The organism is Frankia sp. RB5 (genome assembly GCF_059816245.1).
Map to the genome: position 1 here is coordinate 49,386 of NZ_JCBATA010000015.1, position 21,479 is coordinate 70,864.

General features: G+C 68.8%; 16 protein-coding genes. 7 read left to right on the forward strand and 9 right to left on the reverse strand.

The window, feature by feature from the left end; translation table 11 throughout:
• Positions 1 to 49: 49 nt before the first annotated feature.
• The 4 genes from AC6EXY_RS10115 to AC6EXY_RS10130 all read left to right on the forward strand — a co-directional run bounded on the left by AC6EXY_RS10115 (position 50) and on the right by AC6EXY_RS10130 (position 5,042).
• Complete coding sequence (locus tag AC6EXY_RS10115; RefSeq protein ID WP_207770080.1) at positions 50 to 1,522, forward strand: aldehyde dehydrogenase family protein; 1,473 nt, start codon at positions 50 to 52, stop codon at positions 1,520 to 1,522.
• 30 nt (positions 1,523 to 1,552) lie between these two features.
• Entirely contained in the window at positions 1,553 to 2,503 is a 951-nt protein-coding gene (locus AC6EXY_RS10120) for an MBL fold metallo-hydrolase (RefSeq protein WP_101829493.1), read from the forward strand.
• Between the two features lie 33 nt (positions 2,504 to 2,536).
• The gene (locus AC6EXY_RS10125) at positions 2,537 to 3,301 is read left to right on the forward strand and encodes an SDR family oxidoreductase (protein ID WP_243407040.1); all 765 of its coding nucleotides are present in this window, start codon (positions 2,537 to 2,539) and stop codon (positions 3,299 to 3,301) included.
• Positions 3,302 to 3,413: 112 nt separating this feature from the next.
• Positions 3,414 to 5,042 carry a long-chain-fatty-acid--CoA ligase gene (locus AC6EXY_RS10130; RefSeq protein ID WP_207770081.1) on the forward strand — a complete coding sequence of 543 codons (1,629 nt, stop codon included), beginning with the start codon at positions 3,414 to 3,416 and terminating at the stop codon, positions 5,040 to 5,042.
• A 602-nt stretch (positions 5,043 to 5,644) separates the two neighbouring features.
• Here AC6EXY_RS10130 and AC6EXY_RS10135 read toward each other — a convergent pair.
• The 4 genes from AC6EXY_RS10135 to AC6EXY_RS10150 form a co-directional block, all read right to left on the reverse strand.
• Positions 5,645 to 6,097 (reverse strand): limonene-1,2-epoxide hydrolase family protein, encoded by a 453-nt coding sequence (locus AC6EXY_RS10135; RefSeq protein WP_133150517.1) that lies wholly within the window; start codon positions 6,095 to 6,097, stop codon positions 5,645 to 5,647.
• 86 nt (positions 6,098 to 6,183) lie between these two features.
• On the reverse strand, positions 6,184 to 7,896 hold the full coding sequence (locus AC6EXY_RS10140; RefSeq protein ID WP_499842329.1) for a GMC family oxidoreductase: 1,713 nt from the start codon (positions 7,894 to 7,896) through the stop codon (positions 6,184 to 6,186).
• Positions 7,868 to 8,221: a hypothetical protein gene (locus AC6EXY_RS10145; RefSeq protein ID WP_499817289.1), complete on the reverse strand. Its 354-nt coding sequence runs from the start codon at positions 8,219 to 8,221 to the stop codon at positions 7,868 to 7,870. The genes AC6EXY_RS10140 and AC6EXY_RS10145 overlap by 29 nt, the downstream gene beginning before the upstream one ends.
• 126 nt (positions 8,222 to 8,347) lie before the next feature.
• Entirely contained in the window at positions 8,348 to 9,568 is a 1,221-nt protein-coding gene (locus AC6EXY_RS10150; protein ID WP_101829498.1) for an amidohydrolase family protein, read from the reverse strand.
• A 743-nt stretch (positions 9,569 to 10,311) separates the two neighbouring features.
• On the opposite strand from AC6EXY_RS10150, the gene AC6EXY_RS10155 reads away from it, so the two are divergent.
• The 3 genes from AC6EXY_RS10155 to AC6EXY_RS10165 all read left to right on the forward strand — a co-directional run bounded on the left by AC6EXY_RS10155 (position 10,312) and on the right by AC6EXY_RS10165 (position 14,241).
• Complete coding sequence (locus AC6EXY_RS10155; RefSeq protein ID WP_101829499.1) at positions 10,312 to 11,985, forward strand: thiamine pyrophosphate-binding protein; 1,674 nt, start codon at positions 10,312 to 10,314, stop codon at positions 11,983 to 11,985.
• Positions 11,986 to 12,089: 104 nt separating this feature from the next.
• Positions 12,090 to 13,229: an acyl-CoA dehydrogenase family protein gene (locus AC6EXY_RS10160; protein WP_101829500.1), complete on the forward strand. Its 1,140-nt coding sequence runs from the start codon at positions 12,090 to 12,092 to the stop codon at positions 13,227 to 13,229.
• A gap of 10 nt (positions 13,230 to 13,239) precedes the next feature.
• Entirely contained in the window at positions 13,240 to 14,241 is a 1,002-nt protein-coding gene (locus tag AC6EXY_RS10165) for an acyl-CoA dehydrogenase family protein (RefSeq protein WP_101829501.1), read from the forward strand.
• 124 nt (positions 14,242 to 14,365) lie between these two features.
• Here the strand turns inward: AC6EXY_RS10165 and AC6EXY_RS10170 are convergent, their stop codons facing one another.
• The 5 genes from AC6EXY_RS10170 to AC6EXY_RS10190 are packed head-to-tail and all read right to left on the reverse strand — an operon-like array spanning position 14,366 to position 21,461.
• The gene (locus AC6EXY_RS10170) at positions 14,366 to 15,391 is read right to left on the reverse strand and encodes an LLM class flavin-dependent oxidoreductase (protein WP_101829502.1); all 1,026 of its coding nucleotides are present in this window, start codon (positions 15,389 to 15,391) and stop codon (positions 14,366 to 14,368) included.
• A gap of 16 nt (positions 15,392 to 15,407) precedes the next feature.
• Positions 15,408 to 16,226, reverse strand: coding sequence for an SDR family NAD(P)-dependent oxidoreductase (locus tag AC6EXY_RS10175; protein WP_165818158.1), 819 nt, complete (start codon positions 16,224 to 16,226; stop codon positions 15,408 to 15,410).
• Between the two features lie 47 nt (positions 16,227 to 16,273).
• Positions 16,274 to 17,479, reverse strand: a complete 1,206-nt coding sequence (locus AC6EXY_RS10180; RefSeq protein ID WP_101829504.1) for a cytochrome P450 — start codon at positions 17,477 to 17,479, stop codon at positions 16,274 to 16,276.
• A gap of 42 nt (positions 17,480 to 17,521) precedes the next feature.
• Positions 17,522 to 18,826, reverse strand: a complete 1,305-nt coding sequence (locus AC6EXY_RS10185) for an alpha/beta fold hydrolase (protein WP_207770083.1) — start codon at positions 18,824 to 18,826, stop codon at positions 17,522 to 17,524.
• 52 nt (positions 18,827 to 18,878) lie between these two features.
• Positions 18,879 to 21,461, reverse strand: coding sequence for a CaiB/BaiF CoA transferase family protein (locus AC6EXY_RS10190; RefSeq protein ID WP_207770084.1), 2,583 nt, complete (start codon positions 21,459 to 21,461; stop codon positions 18,879 to 18,881).
• Positions 21,462 to 21,479: the final 18 nt, after the last annotated feature.

Consider the following 21,479-nt stretch of genomic DNA (forward strand, 5'->3'; position numbering starts at 1 on the left):
GGCCGGTCATAGATTCGCGCGCTTTCCGCAAACAAAAGGAGGCAGAGCGGTGAGGAACGTCGAGGACCACAGTGCGCTCGCCGTGAAGGTGCTTCCGGACATCGGCCTCTACATCGGTGGCGAGGTAGTCTCGACCGGCGCGGGTGGAACCCTCGAACGCGTCGATCCGACGACCGGGCAGAAGCTCGCCGAGTTTCCCGTGGCCGGGTCGCCCGAGGTCGATCGGGCGGTTCGCGCGGCGCGGCTGGCGTTTCCGGCGTGGCGGCGGTCACCCGCGGACCGACGCCGGGCGATCCTCGGCCAGGTCGCCGCCACTCTTCGTGAGCACGAGTCCGAGCTCAAGCAGATCAGCGCGCTCGAGACCGGAACGCCCCTGGCCACGAGCCGTCTCGCGCAGGCGATCGACTACTTCGAGTACTACGCCGGATGGTGCGACAAGTTCGCCGGTGAGCTGGTCGCGACGTATCCACGAGAGGCGCTGGACTACGTCAGGTACGAGCCGTATGGCGTCATCGGGGCGTTGGTGACCTGGAACGGACCTGTCATCAATGCGGCGATGAAGCTCGCGCCGGCACTTGCCGCGGGCAACACGGTCGTGCTCAAGTCTCCCGAGCTCGGACCGTTCGCCCTCATGCGTTTCGCCCAGCTCCTCACCGAGGCGGGCATCCCGGACGGCGTTGTCAACATCATTACTGGTGACGCGGATACCGCCAAGGCCATCATCAGACACCCCGACGTGGCCAAGGTGTCCTTCACCGGCGGGCCGGGCACCGCCCGGAAGGTGATGGGCCTGGCCGCAGAGTCACTCACTCCAGTCTGCCTGGAGCTGGGCGGGAAGTCGGCCAATCTTGTGTTCGAGGACGCCGATCTCGACCGGGCAAGCCAGATGGCGGCGTTGATGAGCACCGTGCTGGGGGCGGGTCAGGGCTGCCTGTTCCCGACGCGCCTGCTTGTGCAGGAATCCGTGTACGAGGACGTCATCGGCCGGGTCAAGGCGGTCGCCGAAGGGGCGCGGATGGGCGACCCGCTGGACCCGGAGACGGTCATGGGCCCGGTGATCAGCGCGGCCGCGGTGCGTCGGATCGGGACGTATGTCGACGAGGCGAGGCAGACGGCCCGTGTGGTCGCCGGCGCCGATGCCGTGGCCGACAGGCTGCCCGCCGGCAACTTCGTGGCGCCCACCGTGTTCGCGGACGTGGCGAACGACAGCCGCCTGGCGCGCGAGGAGGTCTTCGGCCCGGTGCTGGCCGTGACCCCGTTCGCCACCGAGGACGAAGCCGTCGCGCTGGCCAACGATTCGAGCTATGGCCTGGCCGGCTACGTGCACACGCGGGACCTGATCCGGGCCCATCGGGTCGCCGACCGGCTGGACGCCGGCTACATCAGCGTGAACGCGTTCCCCCAGATGAGTGCCAGCGCGCCGTTCGGGGGGACGAAGGCTAGCGGATTCGGCCGGGAGGGCGGACGTGCCGGCATCGAGGAGTTCGTACACCACAAGAACATCCAGATCGCACTTGAGTAGCCCAGGGAGTGCTCGGCTGGTGGGCGCGGCGTGAACCGACACGCCGGCGACGCGCGCGACGGGGACTCCAGCGAGTCGGACCACGTCGGCCAGCACGCGCATCCGCAGCCGCTCGCCCACCATCCGCTCGGCGGCGACCCGTTCACGACGCTCGCCACGATGCGGCTCCCGGTGGGCACGCGGACGCTTCTCGGGATGTCGGACGGGTTCTTCTCGCTGGAGACTGTTCCCCGCTTTCTCGGGACGCCCGACAACCCGACGGCGTTGCACGACGATTTGGTGGCCAGCGGGATCTCACCGGCCCGGATGCCGATCGGCTGTTTCCTGTGGCCAGGTGAGAAGAACGTGCTGATCGACGCAGGATACGGTCCGCGCATCGGAGGCTCGGGCGCGATGATCGGTGGCCAGCTGCCGGCGCACCTGCGCCATTTCGGCTTCTCGTTCGACGACATCGACGTGGTGGCGCTTAGCCACCTACACGCCGACCACACCGGATGGATCGCCGATCAGCATGGCGAGCCCCTGTTCCGGAACGCGCAGGTCGTCCTCGGCCGCGCCGACTGGGACTACTTCGTCGTGTCCGACCGGCTGAAGGCATCCGCCGCACATGTCCGGCAGGCGCTCGTCACGATGGCCGAGCAGGGGCGGGTGACCCTGGTGGACGAGGACGTCACCATCGCGCCCGGCGTCCGGCTGGTCGGCGGTCCCGGTCACACGCCCGGGCACTCGCTCTACGTGCTGGAGGCCGACGGCGACCGGGCGATCCTGTTCGGTGACGCGATCTATTGCCCGGCGCAGCTGACCGACACGGACTGGGCGGCCTCCAGCGACGTCGACCCGGTCGCGGCCAAGCGTACTCGCGAGGCATATCTCCGCGAACTTGATCAGAACGGAGGTCTCGCGGTCGGCTGCCACTTCCCGGGGCTACGAGCGGGCCGAGTGCTCAGCGGAGCGTGGCAGAGCGAGCGCGGGCAACAATGAGAAGGGCCTGAAATGACGAGAGTCCGCGGCGTCATGCGGCTGTTTGATCTTTCAGGTCGAACGGCGGTCGTCACCGGCGGCGCCACGGGAATCGGGACGCACATGGCGACGGCGCTGGCCGAAGCCGGCGCGAACATCGTCGTCTGCGCGCGCGACGGCGCGCGCTGCGAGCAGACCGCGTCTCAGATCGCCGATCTGGGCGTCAAGTCCCTGGGGCTGAGCTGCAACGTCGCCGATCCCGACGACGTGACCGGCCTGATCGCCACGGTCGTCGAGCGCTTCGGCGGCATCGACATCCTCGTCAACAACGCCGGGGCGACATGGGGTGCCCCGGCCGAGGAGCAGCCGCTCGCCGGCTGGCGGAAGGTCATCGACGTCAATCTGACCGGCACCTTCCTGGTAACGCAGGCCGCGGGACGCGTGATGCTGGAGCGCGGCGGCGGCAAGATCGTGAATGTCGCCTCGGTGGCGGCGCTGCGCGGCGCCCCGCCGTCGATTCGGCAGGCGGCCGCCTATTCGGCGTCGAAGGGCGGGGTGGTCGCGCTCACCCGTGACCTGGCCTGTCAGTGGGGCGGTCGCGGGGTCAACGTCAACGCGGTGGCCCCTGGCTGGTTCCCGACCGCGATGTCTAGCTACACCCTGGACAAGGCCGGCGAGCAGATCCTCGACGGCGTACCGCTCCGCCGCTACGGCGGAGCGGACGACATCAAGGGCGCGGTGCTCTTCCTGGCGTCAGCCGCGTCGGACTACGTAACCGGACAGGTCATCGTGGTCGACGGCGGGAAGAGCGTCTGGTGACGGCGTTACCCCTTGCCACCCGGGGGCGTGGCGGCTTTGGCCAGGAGCGCGGCCGTGCGGCTCGTGGCCAGGCGGCACGGCACGGGCACGTGATGCGCGAGGGGCGTGGGTCGTGGACGGCCTGACGATGGACTATCAACTCGGCATTGACGCGATCGCGCGGCGCGCCGAGTCGTTGGCGGGAAGTCGAGCCATCGTGGGATATGGCGCCGACGGGCAGGCCAGGCGGTCGACCTGGGCCGAGACGCTGTCGCGGGCGCGGCGTCTCGGGGCGGCGCTGACGGCGCTGGGGGTGCGCCAGGGCGAGCCGGTGGCGACGCTGTGCTGGAACTCCATCGAGCATCTCGAGGCGTACTTCGGCGTGCCCCTGGTCGGGGCGGTGCTGCACACGGTCAACACGAGGTTGAGCGCCCGCGACGTCGCGTTCATCCTCAACGACGCGGGCAGCCGAGTCCTCATCGTCGACGAGACGCTCCTGGACCTGGCCGAGGAGGCGCGCGAACTCGCACCGCTGGATCACGTCATCGTCGTGGGCGACCGGCTGCCCGCGTGGGCGGTCGGGTACGAAGACCTGCTCGCGGAAGCGGTGGACGAGGGGACCGATCCGCCGCGTATCGACGAGCGGCAGGCATGCACGCTCTGTTACACAAGTGGCACCACGGGTAATCCCAAGGGGGTTGTTTATTCGCACCGGGCGCTCGCGATCCAGTCTCTCGCTCTGATGGCCGTGGATCTTCACGGTATTCGCGAGTCCGACACGATTCTGGTCGTGGTGCCGATGTTCCACGCCAACGCCTGGGGGCATCCGTACGCCGCCGCGCTCGCGGGCGCGACGCTGGTGCTGCCACACCGGGACCTGTCACCCGGCAACCTGTTGACGCTCATCGAGCGCCACGGCGTGACGCACACCGGTGGAGTGTCCACGGTGTGGGAGGGCGTCCTCCAGCTCCTCGACGCGGAGCCCGGCCGTTACGACACGTCGAGCCTGCGGATCCTGCGGTTCGGCGGGGCCCCCGTCGCCCCGAGCGTTATGCGCCGCCTCGAGGAGTGCCATGGCATTCCGGTGGTCCAGGGCTTCGGGATGACCGAGATGAGCCCGATGGGCTCCATGGCGGTGCTCACCAGCGCCTTTGACGGCGCGAGCGCCGACGAACGGTGGGCGCAGCGGGCGAAGCAGGGCCGCCCGATTCCCTTCCTGGATGTGCGGGCACGCAACGACGCCGGCCTGGTGCCCTGGGACGGCCGGACGGCGGGGGAGCTGGAGGTGCGCGGCGCGTCGGTCACCGGCGGGTACCTGCACGAGCGCGGCGCGGATTCCTTCACGGCGGACGGCTGGCTGCTGACCGGTGACATCGTCACGATCGATCCGCACGGATTCATCCAGATCGTCGACCGGGCCAAGGACCTCATCAAGTCCGGTGGGGAGTGGATCAGCTCGATCGCGCTGGAGGCCTCCCTGTGCACGCATCCCGCGGTCGTCGACGCGGCGGTCATCGCGATTCCGGACGCACGCTGGGGGGAGCGTCCGCTCGCGTGCGTCGTGACCAGGCCCGGCGCGCACCCGACCGCGCGTGAGCTGCGGGACCATCTTGCCCCCGAGTATCCGAGCTGGTGGCTGCCCACCAGGTTCGAATACCTCGACGAGATCCCCCGGACAGCCGCGGGGAAGATCCGTAAGGCGGACCTTCGCGCGGCGCTGCCAGTGGAATCCGGCGACGATCGGCAGAGCGCGGATTCATGATGGGCGGAATCCTGGAGTTCAAAGAGTGAGTACCGGGCGTGTGCCCGGGACCGCGGACCAGGCGTACGCCCGGCGCTATCGTCATGTCCTCGTCGACCAGGGTCACCCGCCCCTGCTCGGCCATCGTGAGGAGCGCCTGCCTGATATGCGCGTCGGACGGGGCCGTCGCTGATCTGACACGACGAAGTAGTTCCAGTTGGCACGGCCGAGAACGATGTGGGCCCGCTCCAGTACGGCAGGGCCCGTGCCGCAGCCTGGACGGCCTCGCCCGCCTGGTTGGCCGTGGACAGGCGCATCCGCCCGAATGGCAGCTCGGTCGTCGAAGTCAATGGTCTCGAGGTCCGCCCCGTCCGCCTCGCGCCACTCCCGTCGATGAATGCCGACTCTCGCTCGATCACGCGCTGCCTGCCACTTGTCCGAAGAGGATGTCGCGAAACGGAATGCGCCGAACCCTCCCATCGCATTGCAGGCTGTTCGCAATCCCGTTGACGAATCCCCATGCAGACCGAGCCAGAGGTCCGGCCGCGACCGAGTACGAGCTCGCCTCGTTCGTTTGGCCAGCCGCTGGCCGCTCTGGACTGCCCCTCGAGGTCTATCGCGAACTACGCCAGAGCCGCCCGGGCGCGCTCGAGGTATGTCCGGTACTCCTGCCAGGACACGCCCAGCGCGCTCAGGCTGCTCGTCACGTCGTAATAGTCGCGCCATAGGGCGATCTTGCCGTCGGCCACGTCCCATCTCGAGCAGACCAACCACTCGTGAGCGTCGATTGTGGGGAAGGTTCCTGCTGGGAAGCGGAAGTAGTCGCTGCGCTCGGCAAAGACCACGCCGCCGTCCTCGATCAGAGAAAGGATCTTGAAGTCGGTCTCCACGCAGATGCTCAGCTTCGACTGCATCCGAGAGACGATCTCGTTGACGCCGACGGCCCGGTGGAACTGCCCGGTCAGCGGGACGTTCTCGAAGACGGTCTCCGGTGTCAGGAAGGGCCGGAGATTGCTGGCGTCCAGACTCGCGAACGCGGCGCAGAACTTCCGTACGACATCTCCTGCGGCTCCCATGAATCTCTCCTTGCTCACTGGATGTCCTCGACACCGGTATGATTCCGAGGATGCGGTCCGCCGCCGGCCTAGAGCGGTCTTACTTCTTAGCGGCCGAGGATCAGATCGGCGCCTTTCTCGGCGATCATGATGGTCGGGGCGTTCGTGTTCCCGCTCGTCAGCGTCGGCATGACCGAGGCATCCACGACGCGTAGGTTCTCCACTCCGCGTACGCGCAGGGTGGGGTCGAGTGGCGCGGTCGGGTTGGAGCTCATGTGTACGGTCCCGGCGGCGTGCGAGCCGCGGTGTGCGAACTTGCGCAGCCACTGGCGCAGGTCGTCCTCGGATTGGGCGACCGCTCCTGGTAGTTCCTCGCTGGTGACGTATTTGCTCAGGCTGGGCTGGGTGAAGATCTCCCGGGCGGTCAGGCAGGCGTTGACGAGGCCCTGCAGGTCGTCGGGATGGCCGATCAGCTCGTGGTGGATCGTCGGCGGGTCGGCGGGGTTGGCCGAGCGCAGTCCGACGCGGCCGCGTCCCTTGGGATGCGTGACCGACGGGATGACGATCACGCTGGACGTGCGCAGCAGCTGCATGTCGTGCACGTCGTGGTCATAGGCCGCGGAGGACGCGAGCACGGCCTGGAACTTCTCGTACTCGCTCAGTTCCGCACTGTCGGGTAGCGCTGTCGACATTTTTTTTATCTTGCCGGAGTTCACGCCGAACGGGCCGAAGAGGATCTCGATCTCGGTGCGATCCTTGCTACCGGCGAAAACCACCGCGTGCCCCAGGGATGCCGTCGCCGCTCCGCGGCCTCGGATGACGAAATTCAGCCCGTGCTTCACCATTCCGGCCGGCGTGACCTCACGATTCAGGGTGCGCATGGTGACGCCATATAACATGTGTGCATATGGGTGTTCCTGCAGGTTCTCGCCCATCAGTGGGGAGTCGGCCACCACGGGGATGCCGAGCTCCGTCAGCCGCCCGGCCGGCCCGACACCCGAGAGCATCAGCAGCTTCGGCGAGCCGATGCTGCCCGCGCTGACGATCACCTCCGTGCTGGCGTGCGCGCGCTTGACCTCGCCCTGATGGAGGTATTCGACGCCGACCGCCCGCGTCCCCTCGAACAGCAGACGCGAGGCGACGGCATTGGTGTGGACGGTGAGATTGCGCCTCCGCGCCGCTCGGGCCAGGTAGGCCCGGGCCGTGCTGGCCCGCCAGCCCCGGCGCTGGCTGGCCTGCCCCCGGGAGACGCCGAGTTGAGTCTGCCCGTTGTAGTCCGGGTTCAACGCATGTCCGGCCTCGACGGCGGCATCGATGAACGACGTGGTCAGAGGATGGTCGACCCGGATCGGGCTCACCGACTGCGGCCCCTGCGACCCACGGTAGCCAGGGTCGCCGACGCCGTGGAAATGCTCGGCGCGTTTGAAGTAAGGCAGCACATTGGCATACGACCAGCCATCGCAGCCGGCCTTGGCCCACTCGTCGAAATCCGCCGGGTCGCCCCGCACCCAGACCATCCCGTTGATGGAGCTGCCGCCACCGAGCACCTTGCCCGCAGCCCAGGTGTCGACATGGCCACCGCGGGACGCGTCCGGCTCGGCACGGTACTGCCAGTCGTACTTGCGGCTAAGCCGCTGCGTACCCGCCGGAATTCGGATGTTGGGCGACCGGTCATGACCGCCGGCCTCCAACAACAGCACCGACGCACCCGAATCGGCACTGAGCCGGTAGGCCAGCACACAGCCAGCGGTGCCGCCGCCCACGATGATGTAGTCAAACGTCGTGGTCATCTCAGGCCATGCTCGGAGCCAGCGCCACACGCGGCGCGCCGTCCAGGAAGGTCGCCCGAACCTCGATATACGGGTCGAGGCGCTCCGGGCCGAGCTCACGCCCGATACCCGACGCCATCCGCTTCTTGCGTGACATCGCCGGCCACGGACCGGAGTCGAACGCGGCCCGCGCGGCAGCAACCGCCACCTCGATCTCGGCGAGAGGGGCCCGAGCGAACGCGTCTTCCGTGCTCGAGTCCACCAAGTCGATCATCTGCTCATCGCCGACCCGGACCCAGTGTCCCGCGACATAGACGTCCGACAGGGTGATAAGCGCGTTGGTACCCACCGCATTTGCGTCCGTCGAATCGGTCATAACGATCCCTGCTCCCACAGCTCAACTGGCGGCCGCAGAGTCCACCTTCGGTTCGCGGTCATGATTGACGGCGAGGTTATCCGGCTCGATGGCGCCAACCGGTGGCGCCGCGTTGATCGTGGCCGGTCAGCGGGTGATTCCCCAGCGGTGAAGGCCGTAGACCTCGATGGCATTGCCGCGAATCAGCTGGTAGATCTCGTCCTGCGAGAGTCCCGCCCCGGTCACGAGTTTTTCCGCCATCTTCTTGGAATGCGGAAAGCTGGTGTCGCCGTGGGGGTAGTCGGTTTCGAACATGATCTGCCCCATGCCGATCTGGTCGCGCATCCGCAGGCCTGCGACGTCGTCGAAGACGCAGCCGTACACGTGGCCTTCGATGTAGTGGCTCGGCGCTTTGGGTAGGCGGGTACGGATGTTCTCTTCGAACAGGTCGCCGAGTTCCCACTCGTTGTCGAGGCGGCCGGCGATGAAGGGAATCCAGCCGACCTGCCCCTCCGTGAGAGCGATCTTGAGGGTGGGGAAAATTTCGAACAGGCCCGAGGCCAGCCAGTCCGTGAAGGCGACCTGGCAGTTCTGGAAACTCAGTGACTTCGGCACGAGGCCGGGGGAGTCGGGGCCCGTGCGTGGCCAGGTCGAGGAGGACCCGATGTGCATGTTGACGACCGTGTCGGTTTCCTCGCAGGCCTGCCAGAGCGGGTTCCAGTAGCCGGAGTGGATGCTGGGTAGGCCGAGGTATGGCGGGCATTCGGAGAAGGCGACGGCATGTGCACCCTTCGCCGCGCAGCGGTGGACCTCGTCGACCGAAAGCTTGATGTCCCACAGCGGGATGAGTGTCAGGGGGATGAGGCGTCCGTAGCCGTCACCCGCGGACCACTCGTCGATCATCCAGTCATTGTAGGCCTGGACGCACAGCAGCGCCAGTTCCTTGTCGTGAGCTTCAAGGAAGGTCTGTCCGCAAAAACGGGAGACCGATGGGAAGCAGATCGCCGCCTCGGTGTGGTTGAGGTCCATGTCGGCGAGGCGGGCGGACTGGGTGTGGACGCCAGGGGCCATTTCATCGTAGGTGGCCAGGTCCCGGTAGTAGCGGTCGCGTAGCGGCCCGACCTGCGCCTCGCCTACCGGGATGACCTTGCGCACATCCTCGTACTCCCACTGGTCGACCCAGACCGCGTCGGGGGCGTCGGGATCGTCGACGACCCGGTAGCCGTGCTTGCCGGGCTCTGGCCGGCCGAATGTCCGGACGAGCCGCGGACCGACCTCGCGGTAGCGGGCGGGAAGCCTGTCCTGCCAGACTCCCGGAGGCTCGACGACGTGGTCGTCCACAGAAATGATTTTGGGAACGTCGAGCATGGGTACTCCTCGCACCTTCCGCCGAGTGATCGACAGCGTAGCAGACGATCAGCATTGCTGACTGGTGCCAGACGTACTCCCATGATCGCCCGGAGCCCGTCGGCGGGTCGATGCCGCTGACCATCAACGCGGTCCGCCCTCCACTCAGCCCACCTACGCCATCCATGCGACGCCCGCAACCACCCGCCGGCTTCGCGCTGACTGGTCGTCTGGCGACGCCGCCCCCAGGCGCGCGCCCAAGCCAGCCACTGCCGCCGCCAGGAGACAGCTCTACAACTCAACTAATCACAAAAGTCGGGCTGGAGTATTACGCGCAGACCCCTCTGGATATACGCTTAGACCCTTTGATCATCAGATCTCCCCGGTCGGCCGCCCGGTCTGTCGCCGTGCGTCAGTGGGTTTGGTGAGGGCGAGCACGTTCGGCGCAGCGATGGCCGTGCCGTCAAGGCCCTTGCCATGCGACGTCGTGGGCGGTACCGTCAACTTGAACTGTATCCAGGATCCGTGATCCGGGATCCTTTTGACATCACGCGGGCTTGCGCGCACGCTTTGCAACGCCAGGAGGCTTAATGTCTGTCGATCCTGAGCTGGTGTCATCCAGCGACTTCCACCCGTTTCGCTGGGAGGATGCAGAAAACCCTCACGAGGCGCTCCGCGCCGTAAGGCGCGGCGACGGCGTGTTTTGGTAGCGGATGCCTTGACGGGCTGGGCGCGGATGAGGTGCGGACACAGTGAGGAGCGCGATGAGTGGGTCGGACGAGGCGGGGCCGGGTAATCCGAAGAAGGTCTATTCTGTGATCGCCCGTGCGCTTGTCGAGCACGGTACGGAAGTCATCTTCGGCATGCTGGGCGACGCGAACATGATGATCGCGGACGACCTCGCCCGCGTCCACGGAGTGCGGTACGTCAGTACCTCTCGTGAGGACGGCGCGGTGCTGATGGCCGACGGCTATGCGCGTGTCAGCGGACGGCTCGGCGTCGCCACCGTCACCCAGGGGCCTGGGCTGACGAACACGGTCACCGCGCTCGTCGAGGCCGCCCGTGCCCGGACGCCGGTGGTGGTGGTCTGTGGGGACACGCCTCCCGACGTCGACGAGCACCTTCAGGACATCGAGCAGCGTGAGATCGTGCTCGGTTCGGGCGCCGGTTTCGTGCAGGTGCGCTCGGCGCGCACGGCGGCGGGGGACGTCGCCGTCGCGGTGCGCCGGGCCTGGGAGGAACGACGCCCGATCGTGCTCAACGCGCCGACGCACGTGCAGCTGGCCGACGCCGAGGCCGAGTACGTGCCAGTCGCGGCGGAGCAGCCGGGCCGGCAGGCCATCGTTCCCGACCCCGAGGCGCTGGACCGCGCGGTCGGGCTCGTCGCCTCGGCGCGCCGCCCTGTGATCCTCGCCGGCCGCGGAGCGGTGCAGTCCGGTGCCCGGGACACGCTGCTCCGCCTAGCGTCCATTCTCGGGGCGCCGGTGGCGACGACGCTCGGCGCCAAGGACTACTTCGCCGACAGCCCGTTCAACCTGGGCCTGTTCGGGACGCTGTCGACGAGCGTGGCGACCACCGAGATCCTCAAGGCCGACTGTGTCGTGGCGTTCGGGGCGAGCCTGAACAGGTTCACCGCCGCCGACGGGTCCTTCCTCAAGGACAGGCGGGTGGTCCAGGTCGACACGGACCCCACGGCGATCGCCCGGTGGCGGTCCGTGGACGTGGGGATCTTCGCCGACGCCACCGCCACCGCGGCCGCGATGTGCGAGTACCTCCAGGAGATGGACGCCCAGCCGTCGTCGTTCTGTTCCCCGGCACTCGCCGAGGCTCTCGCGGGCTTCCAGGCCGAGCGCGAGTTCCGCGACCGGAGCACGGAGACAACCGTCGATCTGCGGACCGCGCTGATCCGACTCGACAAACTGTTACCGGCGGACCGCGGGGTCGCCTCCGACGCCGGCATGTTCTGCACCGCGGTATGGCGGTACCTGCACGTCCCGGAACCGGCCGCGTTCGTCTGGGCCAACAACTTCGGGTCGGTGGGGCTGTGCCTCGCCGAGGCAGTCGGCGCGGCTGTCGCCGCACCGGGCCGACCGTCCGTCGCCGTCATGGGGGACGGCGGATTCATGATGGGCGGAATCCTGGAGTTCAACACCGCGGTCCGCCACGGGCTCGATCTGATCGTGATCGTGGTGAACGACGGTGCTTATGGGGCGGAGTACTACAACCTGACGGAACTGGGGATGGATCCGGCGCTGGCCTGGATGTCCTGGCCCGACTTCGCCGCCGTCGCCGACGCACTGGGCGGCAGGGGGATGACGGTCCATTCCCTGGCGGACCTGGAGCTCGTGTCCGAGGCGGTCGCGAAGCGGGACCGACCGCTGCTCATCGACCTACGCGTCGACGTGGAGGTGTCGGCCTCGGTCCGACGTCAGGGCTGACCGACTCGCGCGAGTCCCACCACCTGCTCGGACCGCCGGCCACGCCAGCGGATCACTCTCCCGCCATACCACCAAGGCGGCACACCATATGCGGGGCAAATATCATGGACCTGTCGTTATCGGAAAAAGAGACGGCGTTCCGGAACGAGCTGCTCGACTGGCTCGCCGCCAATCCCAGCGGACAGCCGTCCGGTCCCGGCCAGGACGAGCAGTTCGAACACCGGCGAGCCTGGCAGCGGCGGCTGGCCTCGGGCGGCTGGTCGGCGGTCCACTGGCCGGTCGAACACGGCGGCCGGGCCGCCTCCCTGACCGAGTCCGCGATCTTCTTTGAAGAGATCGCGCGGGCCGGCGCACCTCTTCCGGCGAACGTGCTCGGACTGCTTCTCGCGGGACCCACGCTCATGCAGTGCGGCACGCCGGAACAGCGGGACCGCTTTCTGCAGCCGATCGTCACCGGTGACGAGATCTGGTGCCAGGGTTTCAGCGAGCCCGAGGCTGGTTCTGACCTGGCGTCGCTGCGAACCCGGGCAGTTCTGGACGGCGACACCTGGGTCCTCAACGGCCAGAAGCTCTGGACGAGCTATGCACGGTACGCGCGATGGTGCATGTGTCTCGCGCGCAGCGACACCGACGCTCCGAAGCACAAGGGCCTCACATATTTCCTCCTGGACATGAAGCAGGAGGGTGTGCGGGTGCGCCCGCTCCGGGACATCACCGGCGCGGCTCATTTTAACGAGGTTTTTCTCGACAACGCGCTCGTTCCGCGTGATCTCGTCCTCGGCGGGGTGGGCAACGGCTGGCGGACGGCCCTGACGACACTCAGCAACGAGCGTTCCGGTCTCGCGTTCTTCCATCAGGTGCAGATGCGCCAGCTCCTCGATCGCCTCGCCGCCGTGGCGGTCGCCCGCGGGTCGTTCGCGGATCTTCGCGTGAAAGACGCGCTCGGCGAGCTCTACACGCGGGTCGAGGCATTGCGGCTGACGGCGTATCGAGGGCTGGCGACCATCGAGCGGCACGGCCAGCCCGGCCCGGAGAGCGCGGTGACGAAGCTGATGTGGTCGGCGACGAACCAGCAACTCACCCAGCTCGCGGTCGACGTCCTGGGCCCGGACGCACTGCAGGAAGGCCCAGGATGGGGCTACGAGCTGCTGCGGTCCAAGGGCAACAGCATCGAGGGCGGCACCACCGAGATCCTCAAGAGCACTGTCGCGGAGCGCGTGCTGTCGCTGCCGCGGTCACGGTGAGGACACGCGGATGCACTTCGCACTGACGGACGACCAGCGCGAGATCAAACAGACCGCTCGCGCGCTGCTGGCCGAGCGGTGCTCGGCCGCCCGCGTCGCGGAGCACGCGGACGGTCGCGGTCATGATTCCCAGCTCTGGGACGAGCTCGTCGGGCTCGGCTGGCCGGCGCTGGGCGTTCCCGAGGAGCACGGCGGGCTCGGGCTTGGTGTCGTCGAGGCCATGTGCCTGGCGGACGAGCTGGGCGGAGCGTTGGCCAGTGTGCCGTACCTGGGAACGGCCGCCGCCGCGCTGCTGATTCGCGGGGCCGGATCTGCCGACCAGAAGAGGGCCTGGCTGCCAAGGCTGGCCAACGGCGAGGTGCTCGGCACCTTCGGGATGGCGCGGGATGGTCAGGGGGAGCTCGTCCCGGAGGGAACGCGAGCCGACCTCATCGTGCTGGTGGAGAAGGGGCGGGCGAAGCTGCTCACGCCTGCCACGGCAAAGGTGGAGCCCGTGGACACCATTGACCGGACGCGAAGGTACGCGAAGGTAACAGGCGAGGGCGAGTCGCTGCCGGATGATGCCGCGTTGCCGGCGGCGCGCGTTTCGGTACTGGTCGCCGCCGAGATGGTAGGTCTGTGTCAGCGCACGCTTGACATGACCGTGGCCTATGTGAAGGATCGCCGGCAGTTCGAGCGGCCGGTCGGCGCTTTCCAGGCTGTCGCGCATCGCTGTGCGGACATGCTCGTAGACGTGGAGGCCGCGCGTTCCCTCGTGTACGGCGCCGCGTGGGCCGCCGATGTGGCTCCAGGCACGCTAGCGCGTTCCGCCGCACTCGCCATGGCCTACGTCGGCGACGCGGCACGGCGCGTGACCTCGTCCGCGGTGCAGGCCCATGGGGGCATTGGATTCACGTGGGAGTCGGGGCTCCACTGGTGGCTCAGGCGCGCCCAACTCGACGCGGTCCTGGTCGGAGCGCCCGGTCACCATCGTCAGCGGGTCGCCGACGCGTTCACCGGCGACGTTTCGTAGCGAGCGGCACCGCCCCAGGTGGTCGGGGCGAGCCGCGCGCACGGAGGCCGTGCGCGGCTCGCCCCGACCACCCGCGGCGATCACACCGTTCGGATGGGGCGCGTCACCCCGGTGGTGCTCGCGGTCACTGCGGTGAGCTGACGCTGGTGAGGCGTCGGAGGACCGGCAGGACCCCGGTCGCCAGGGAGTTGATCAGTTCCCGTGGCAGGGTGAAGGCGCCGGGATGCGCGACCAGGATCCGGTTGATTCCGGAGCTTTCGAGATTGGCGAGCTGACTGGCCACCTCCGCCGGGGTTCCGAAGAGCGACCGGCTGCGTGCGAACCACAGCGCCGCCTCGTCCGTGATCCACTGGGAGCAGACGCGCACTGCCTCGTCCCAGTCCTCCGGGTGGCCGAGATCGCCGAAGCGGAGATCGTGCGGGGGTACCTCGATGGGGAATCCGGCCGCCTCGAACTGGGACGTGCCGCTCATCTGCGCCAACCGAAGACACATGGGCTTGAAGATCGCGGCGTCACGTTCAGGATCATCGGTGATCACACACGACCGGGACGTCATGTAGATCAGGTCGTCGGGATCGCGGCCGGCCGCCACCGCTGCCGTACGCACGATGTCGACGTCGCGTTCCCACGCCATCCCGGGAGCCACGATGCCGTCGGCCACCTGTCCCGCGAGCGCGAGATTACGCGGGCCGGAAGCGGCGATGAGGACGGGCACCTGCACTGGATCGTGCAGTCTCCACGGATGGACGGGATGCTCCACCGTTTCGCCGCGGAGCAGGCCCCTGATCGCTGACACGGCGTCGCCGATGTCCCGCGTACGCGCATGCGGGACGCCGATGTGGGTGAGCGCGCTGTCGCCGGCGCCGACCGCGACGACCAGTCGGCCAGGAGCGATCTCCGCGACCGACCGTGCCGCCGATGCGGTGACGGTGGGATGTCTCGTCACCGGGTTGGTGACCGAGACCGAGATGCCGATCCGGGACGTCGAGAGCGCCGCGGCGGTCGCGGTCGACCACACGTCACGCCAGAGCAGCTGCGAGTCCGGGAAGGACACACGGTCGATCCCCAGGTCCTCCATGTGCTTGACGAGCTCGACGAGCGTCGGGAGGGGTGCACAGGGTGGAACGCGGACCGCGACTTCCAATGCCATGGAAGACCACCTTTCGCTATTCGGGTGACGTGGTCGCGGCCAGGCGGGCGAAGGCGGCCTCGACAACCCGATGACGCGCGTCGGCACAGGCCTTGCTGGTCTCCCGGGTGACGACGATCTCGGCCCGCTCGTCAACACCGGCCAACGCCATGCGCGCGACCTCGTCGGGGTCCTGGCCGAGCTTTCGCAATGCCTCGCGCCTCGAAGGGTCGTTGTACTCCGGGCCGCCGAACCGCGCCGGCCGGTTGCGCTTCGCGTTCCATCCTTCGGTGACCACGTAGCTCGGGCACAGAAGAGTGGCGCCGACGCCGGATGCGGCGAGATCCCGCCGCACCGCGTCCGTGAAGCCGAGGAGCGCGTGCTTCGACGTCTGATAGGAAGTCATCGGCGGCACGTATTCCGGGATGCCGAGCGAGTTCTCCGAGCCGGTGATGAGGATATGGGCCAGCGCGCCGGCCGCGGCCGAGGCCTGGAGCGCGGCCACGCTGGCGCGGACCGCGTGGAAGACGCCGAAGAGGTTGACCTGCATGATCCAGGTGAACTCCTCGACCGTGAGGTCGGCGATCCCCGTGCTGCCGCCCACCCCGGCGTTCGCGCAGAGCAGGTTGAGGCCCCCCATGCGGGCGGTGGCCTCGGCGACCGCGGCCGTGACCGCGTCGTAGTCCGTCACGTCGCACGCCAGGCTCGTGACGTCGAACCCGTCGGCGCGCAGTTTCACCGCTGCCTGCTCGGCGACGTCCGGCTCGATATCCGCGAGCACCACCGACGCGCCTCGAACGGCCGCCGCCCGGCCCAGGGCGAGCCCGATGCCCGCCGCGCCGCCGGTGACCAGCACGCCCAGCCCGCTCCAGTCCGGGGCGGGCGTGGTCTCAGATGCGGTCGTCACTGGCACACCACCGGAAGCGATCGAAGCTGGTTGATGAACACGGACCACCCGCGCTCCGGCGTGCCGTCGAGCGTGATCTTCGGGCCTCGGGTGAGCAGCTCACGGAGCAGGATCTGCACCTCCAGCCGGGCCAGCTGGTTGCCGATGCAGAAGTGCGGCCCGCCGGCGCCGAAACTCTGGTGCGGGTGCCGTGAGCGTGCGCTGTCGAACGTGTGCGGCCGGTCGACGACCTCCGCGTCGCGGTTGGCCGAGACGTGCCACAGCAGGACGGTGTCACCGGCCTTGATCTCGGTGTCGTGCAGGACGACGTCGTGCGTCGCGTGGCGCGCCATGTGCATCGCCGGCGTGACGTAGCGCAGGAACTCCTCGACCAGCCCGACGGTGTCCCCGGCGCGGGCCGCGGCGTACGCCTGTGCCTCGATGTCCGGGTTCTCCAGGATCAGCCGCATGCTCTGCCCGATGAGCGTGTGCGTGGTCTCGAACCCCGCGGTGAGCAGCGACATGACGAGCTGCTGGTACATCGAGTCGCTGATCTTCGCGCCGTCCCGCTCCGCGACGGCGAGCTCCTTGATCATGCTGGTATCCGCGGAGTCGGACTGCGCGTACCGCATCTCGACCGCGTACGCCATGGTGGCCCGAAGCGCGGCGTCGGCGCGCTCCGCCCCGCCGTTGGGGTCCTCGCGGGAGAAGAGGTCGTTGGTCCACGCGACGACCTGGGAACGCTGCTCGAGTGGCACGCCGATGACGGAGCAGATCACCCGGGCCGGCAGTTCGACCGCCACCAGTGGCACGAGGTCGCACGAGCCTCGGCCGTGGAGGTCGTCCACGATGGTGTCGACCACCTCGGTGATCCAGCCCGCGAAGCGGGAGACCATGCGCTTCGTGAACGCCGCGGCGACCAGCGACCTGATCTCGGTGTGCCGAGGCGGGTCGTTGTAGATGACGTTGTCGGCCATCGGGTGGGCGCCCTCGGCGCCTCCGGACCGAACGGGGTAGCAGATTCCCTTGGAGTTCGAGAAGGTTTCGGGCGCGCGAGACGCGTTGACGATGTCAGCGTAGCGCGTCAGCGACCAGAAGCCGCCTCGGGCGGCACCGGACGGGGTCGGCGTCCAGTGCACGGGAGCTTCCCGCCGGAGGCGTTCGAACTCCTCGTGCGGGACCGCCGCGGAAAACGACTGTGGATCGGCGAGATTGATGTTCATGGCACCTTCTGTTCGAAACCAGCGGGAACGGCAGCCGCGGGTCTACCGCGCCGCGATCGCATCCAGGATGGGGAGCAGGTATCCGATGAATCGCTCGGGATCCTCCGACATCGGGAAGTGCCCGAGGCCCGGCATCGCCATGAAGCTCACGTTCGGAATTTCCTCCGCCGCCCGTTCGGAGAGCGGCATGGTGAGGAAGTCGTAGTTTCCGGTCAGCATGTGGACGGGGCATCTGGCGGTGTCGATCAGGTGCGCCTGCCCGCGGAGGTCGTGGTCGCCCCTGAAATACGCGATGTCGCCAGGGAACACTCCGGGCGCTCCCTGCGCGTAGTGCAGCCTGGTCTCGTGACGGTATGACTCCGGCGCGGTGGCGCCCATGAAGGACATCATTGAGGCGGCGTGCTGTGCCGGATCGGAGCCGACCGTGAGCGTCCCGTCGTTGGGCCGTGGCGCCGCGTGATCTGGCACGGCGTACAGCGCGCCCTCGCAGGACACGACCGCGCGGAAGTCGTCCGGGTGGAAGCGGGCGAGGTCGAGGGCCAGCATCCCGCCCACGCTGGAGCCGATGAAAGCCGGGCGGTCGAGTCCCAGCGCGTTGGCCAGGGCGATCGGGATCTGCATAAGGTAGCCGCGGGTGAGGCGGTATTCCTGTGCCCACCAGGCCACCCCGCTCGGCGGCAGCGATTTGCCGTGATGGGGCAGGTCATAGGCGATGACGCGGAACCGGCTGGTGACGCGTTCGTCCTCCAGCAGATGGCGCCACTGGCGTCCGTCCGTACCGGCCGTGTGCTGGCAGAGCAGGCCGATGCCCGAGCCGGCCTCCTCGAAGTAGATACGGTGGTCGTGCCCGTCGATGTGCAGATGGACGTACCGGCCCCGCGCCGCGTCGAACGTCCCGTGCGGACGGCTGTCCTGGACGACCTGGGGCGTGGGGTCCGTGCCGTTCACGATGTGGCGCAGCAGCTCGACGACTCGGCGAACCGCCAGGCGCAGCTCGCCGGAAAGATTCCGGGGCGTCAGCGTCATGCCGAGGAACTGTCCGCCGAAAACGTCGGTCAGCCCGGGCGGGGGAACGGTCTGTAACATCGTCGACCACTGCTCGCCGGTGCCGACCGCGACCACGTGCGTACAGTCACCGGACGTCTCCGGCTCGCTGGGCTCGGAGAGCCTGAACAGGCCCGCGCTGACCTCGATGCGATATGCCGCCCCGTCCACGCCCAGGGTCAGGGAGCCGGTCCACCCACGGCTGTGCAGCTGGGTCTCGCCGTCGGAGTTCGCCAGCGCCACGAGGGCGGTGAGACGACCATCGGAGGTGAAGATCGTCTCTGTCGCTTCCGATATGGTCATCCGGCGACCCTCCTTCGCTCGACGTCCGTGGCCGCCCGGTCGCGCCGGCTGGTCACACGACACCCTCTTCGGCGAGGGCGTCGACCTCGGCACAGCTGAGGCCGAGCACCTCCCCGTACACCTCGTAGTTGTGTTCGCCGTAGACCGGCGCGCCCTTGTCGATCCACCCGCCGGCGTGCGGGGGCGTCTCCGACAGGTCGAACGGAACCTCCGCCACGGGCCAGGTACCCACGCTCGGGTTCGGGACCTCGGTGAGCCACTTCAGGTGCGACAGCTGGGGGTCGATGTCGCACCGGTCCTCGGCGGTCTGGGCGGCGCCCGCCGCGATCCCGGCGCGCTGCAGCTCCTCCATCGCGGCGTAGCGGTCACGCGTCGCCGCCCAGACGCTGATCCGCCGGTCTATCTCGTCGTGGTGCGCGACGCGCCCGGCCACGGTGGACAACCGCGGGTCGTCGGCCCAGCCGGCGGGCCCGACGATGCCGGCCAGCACGCGCCAGTCACGGTCGTCCAGGCAGGTGATGGCGAGCCAGCGGTCCTCGCCGGCGCAGCGGTACACCCCCTGCGGGGCGAAGTTGCCGTACGGCGCGCGGTTGCCGAACCGCGCGGTCGAGCGTCCGTTGACCGACCAGTCGAGGACAGGCACCGCCGTGGTGAAGATGCCGACCTCGGCCTGGGAGGCGTCGACCCACTGCGCCTGCCCGGTCTCGCCGCGCTGGTAGAGGGCGGCGAGGATGGCCGCGGCGAAGCTGTACGCGCCCAGCCAGTCGAGGTAGGAGTAGCCCCATCCGGTGGGCAGCGCGGGCTCGGGCAGGCCGCCGAGGTGCGTGAGCCCGGACAGCGACCCGGCGATCGGCCCGACGGCGCGGAACCGGCCGTAGGTCCCCTTCGCGCCCATCCCGGACTGCTGCGCGTAGATGATCGACGGGTTGATCTCCCGGAGCGCGTCCCAGCCGAGGCCCCAGCGCTCGAAGACCCCCGGCGAGAACCCCTCGGCGACGACGTCGCTGCGACGCAGGAACTCAAGGGCGATCTCGCGCCCCTTCGGGTGGCGCACGTTGAGCGAGATGCCGCGCTTGCCAGGGTTCTTGTTGTTGAACTGGCCACCCATCGGCCCGGTGGGCGGGGCGACCAGCGGCGTGGTGGCGGCCCGCCGGGCCTCCCGGCCGCCGGCGGGGAAGCCACCGCCTCGGGTGTCGGGGTGCGCCTTCCACTCGACCTTGATCACGTCTGCGCCGAGTGCGGCCAGGAAGCGGGTGCCGCCCGCTGACGCGAGGAACCAGGTGAAGTCGAAGATCTTCGTTCCTGGCAATGCGAATGGCTTCTTGTGCACTGACAGGCGCTCGTCGATGTCGCCGATGCGCGCCGTGGCCGTGGCGCTACCGGAGGCCGCCGAGGTGCCGGGCCAGGACGCCAGTACGTCGGCGGTGTCCTCACCGACTCGTGGCGCGCGGCGGCCGGCGTCCCAGCGCGACCCGGTCGCAATCCACTTGCTCGCCGGGTACACGTAGGACCGTCCGTCCTCTGGATGCTCGACCGCGACGAAGGTCCCGCGGGTGAGCCAGTGGGGGTCGGTCGCGTTCTCCTCCGGCCGGCGGACGGGAGCGCACAGCAGCCCGGCCGCCTGCATCTCCTGCCAGGGCAGCTCGGCGAAGGTGAACCGCCGTACGAGACGCTGGATGATCTCCACGTTCGCCGAGGCGGACTGCGTCGTGCCCGGGATGTGGCGCGCGCCGACCTCGGCCTCGACCTTCTCCTCCGTGATGGCGTCGCCCATGCCGTACTTGTCCAGGAACGGCTTCATCAGGTTGCGGTCGCGGGCGCCGATGCTGATGACGTTGAGCCAGCGGCCGTCCTTCGTATGCGCGATGGTCAGGTCCTGGCCGACCTTCGCCCCCGCGTGCCGGGCGGTCTGGCGGTAATAGGGCTGCCGCTGGACGACCCAGGCCATCAGGTCGGTCTCGGTGTTCTTCGAGACCGCCTCGTGGACGGCGCAGGTCAAACGTTGCCCTCGCCCGCTGCTCTGCCGGCGTACGAGCGCCGCGAGGACGCCGAAGGTGACGTGCTCCCCGGCGATGTGGAACGCGTGGTAGAGCTGTGGAGCCATCGGCGGCAGGTCGTACTGGCCGTCCGGCAGTGGGTCGTAGCCGCAGTTGAGCAGCGGCCCGCCGAGGGCGAGGTGGACGAGGTCGGAGCCGCGGTAGCCCGCCCAGGGCCCGTCCTCGCCGAAGGGGGTGATGCGGGCCGTGATGAGCCGGGGGAAGCGCTCCTCGAGGTCGGTCAGGCCGCGCTCGGCGAGGTGGCGATGCGGGGTCGAGTCGATGAGCACGTCCGCGGTGGCGAGCAGCCGGGTGAAGGCGGCTAAGCCGTCGTCGGTGTCCAGGTCGAGGACCACGGACTTCTTGCCGCGGTTGTAGGCCCAGAAATGCAGGGATCGCTCCGGGTCGGGTACGTCGCCCGCGAAGGGCGCGAGCCGCCGGGTCGGCGCGCCGCCCGGGGGCTCGACGCGGACCACCTGGGCGCCCAGCCCGGCCAAGGAGAGGCCGGTGTACTCACCCTGCTGGTCGCCGATCTCGACGACGCGGATACCCGTCAGGCTGCCGGGCAGGGCCGTGGCGTTCTCATCGCTCGGTTCCACACGCGGCGCACTGCCGTG

What these genes read in the sequence shown, in the direction of transcription:
- AC6EXY_RS10180 (WP_101829504.1), bottom strand. Translation starts at nt 17,479, where the DNA reads ATGAACATCAATCTCGCCGATCCACAGTCGTTTTCCGCGGCGGTCCCG.
- AC6EXY_RS10150 (WP_101829498.1), bottom strand. Translation starts at nt 9,568, where the DNA reads ATGCTCGACGTTCCCAAAATCATTTCTGTGGACGACCACGTCGTCGAG.
- AC6EXY_RS10170 (WP_101829502.1), bottom strand. Translation starts at nt 15,391, where the DNA reads ATGGCATTGGAAGTCGCGGTCCGCGTTCCACCCTGTGCACCCCTCCCG.
- AC6EXY_RS10155 (WP_101829499.1), top strand. Translation starts at nt 10,312, where the DNA reads ATGAGTGGGTCGGACGAGGCGGGGCCGGGTAATCCGAAGAAGGTCTAT.
- AC6EXY_RS10165 (WP_101829501.1), top strand. Translation starts at nt 13,240, where the DNA reads ATGCACTTCGCACTGACGGACGACCAGCGCGAGATCAAACAGACCGCT.
- AC6EXY_RS10145 (WP_499817289.1), bottom strand. Translation starts at nt 8,221, where the DNA reads ATGACCGATTCGACGGACGCAAATGCGGTGGGTACCAACGCGCTTATC.
- AC6EXY_RS10125 (WP_243407040.1), top strand. Translation starts at nt 2,537, where the DNA reads ATGCGGCTGTTTGATCTTTCAGGTCGAACGGCGGTCGTCACCGGCGGC.
- AC6EXY_RS10160 (WP_101829500.1), top strand. Translation starts at nt 12,090, where the DNA reads ATGGACCTGTCGTTATCGGAAAAAGAGACGGCGTTCCGGAACGAGCTG.
- AC6EXY_RS10185 (WP_207770083.1), bottom strand. Translation starts at nt 18,826, where the DNA reads ATGACCATATCGGAAGCGACAGAGACGATCTTCACCTCCGATGGTCGT.
- AC6EXY_RS10135 (WP_133150517.1), bottom strand. Translation starts at nt 6,097, where the DNA reads ATGGGAGCCGCAGGAGATGTCGTACGGAAGTTCTGCGCCGCGTTCGCG.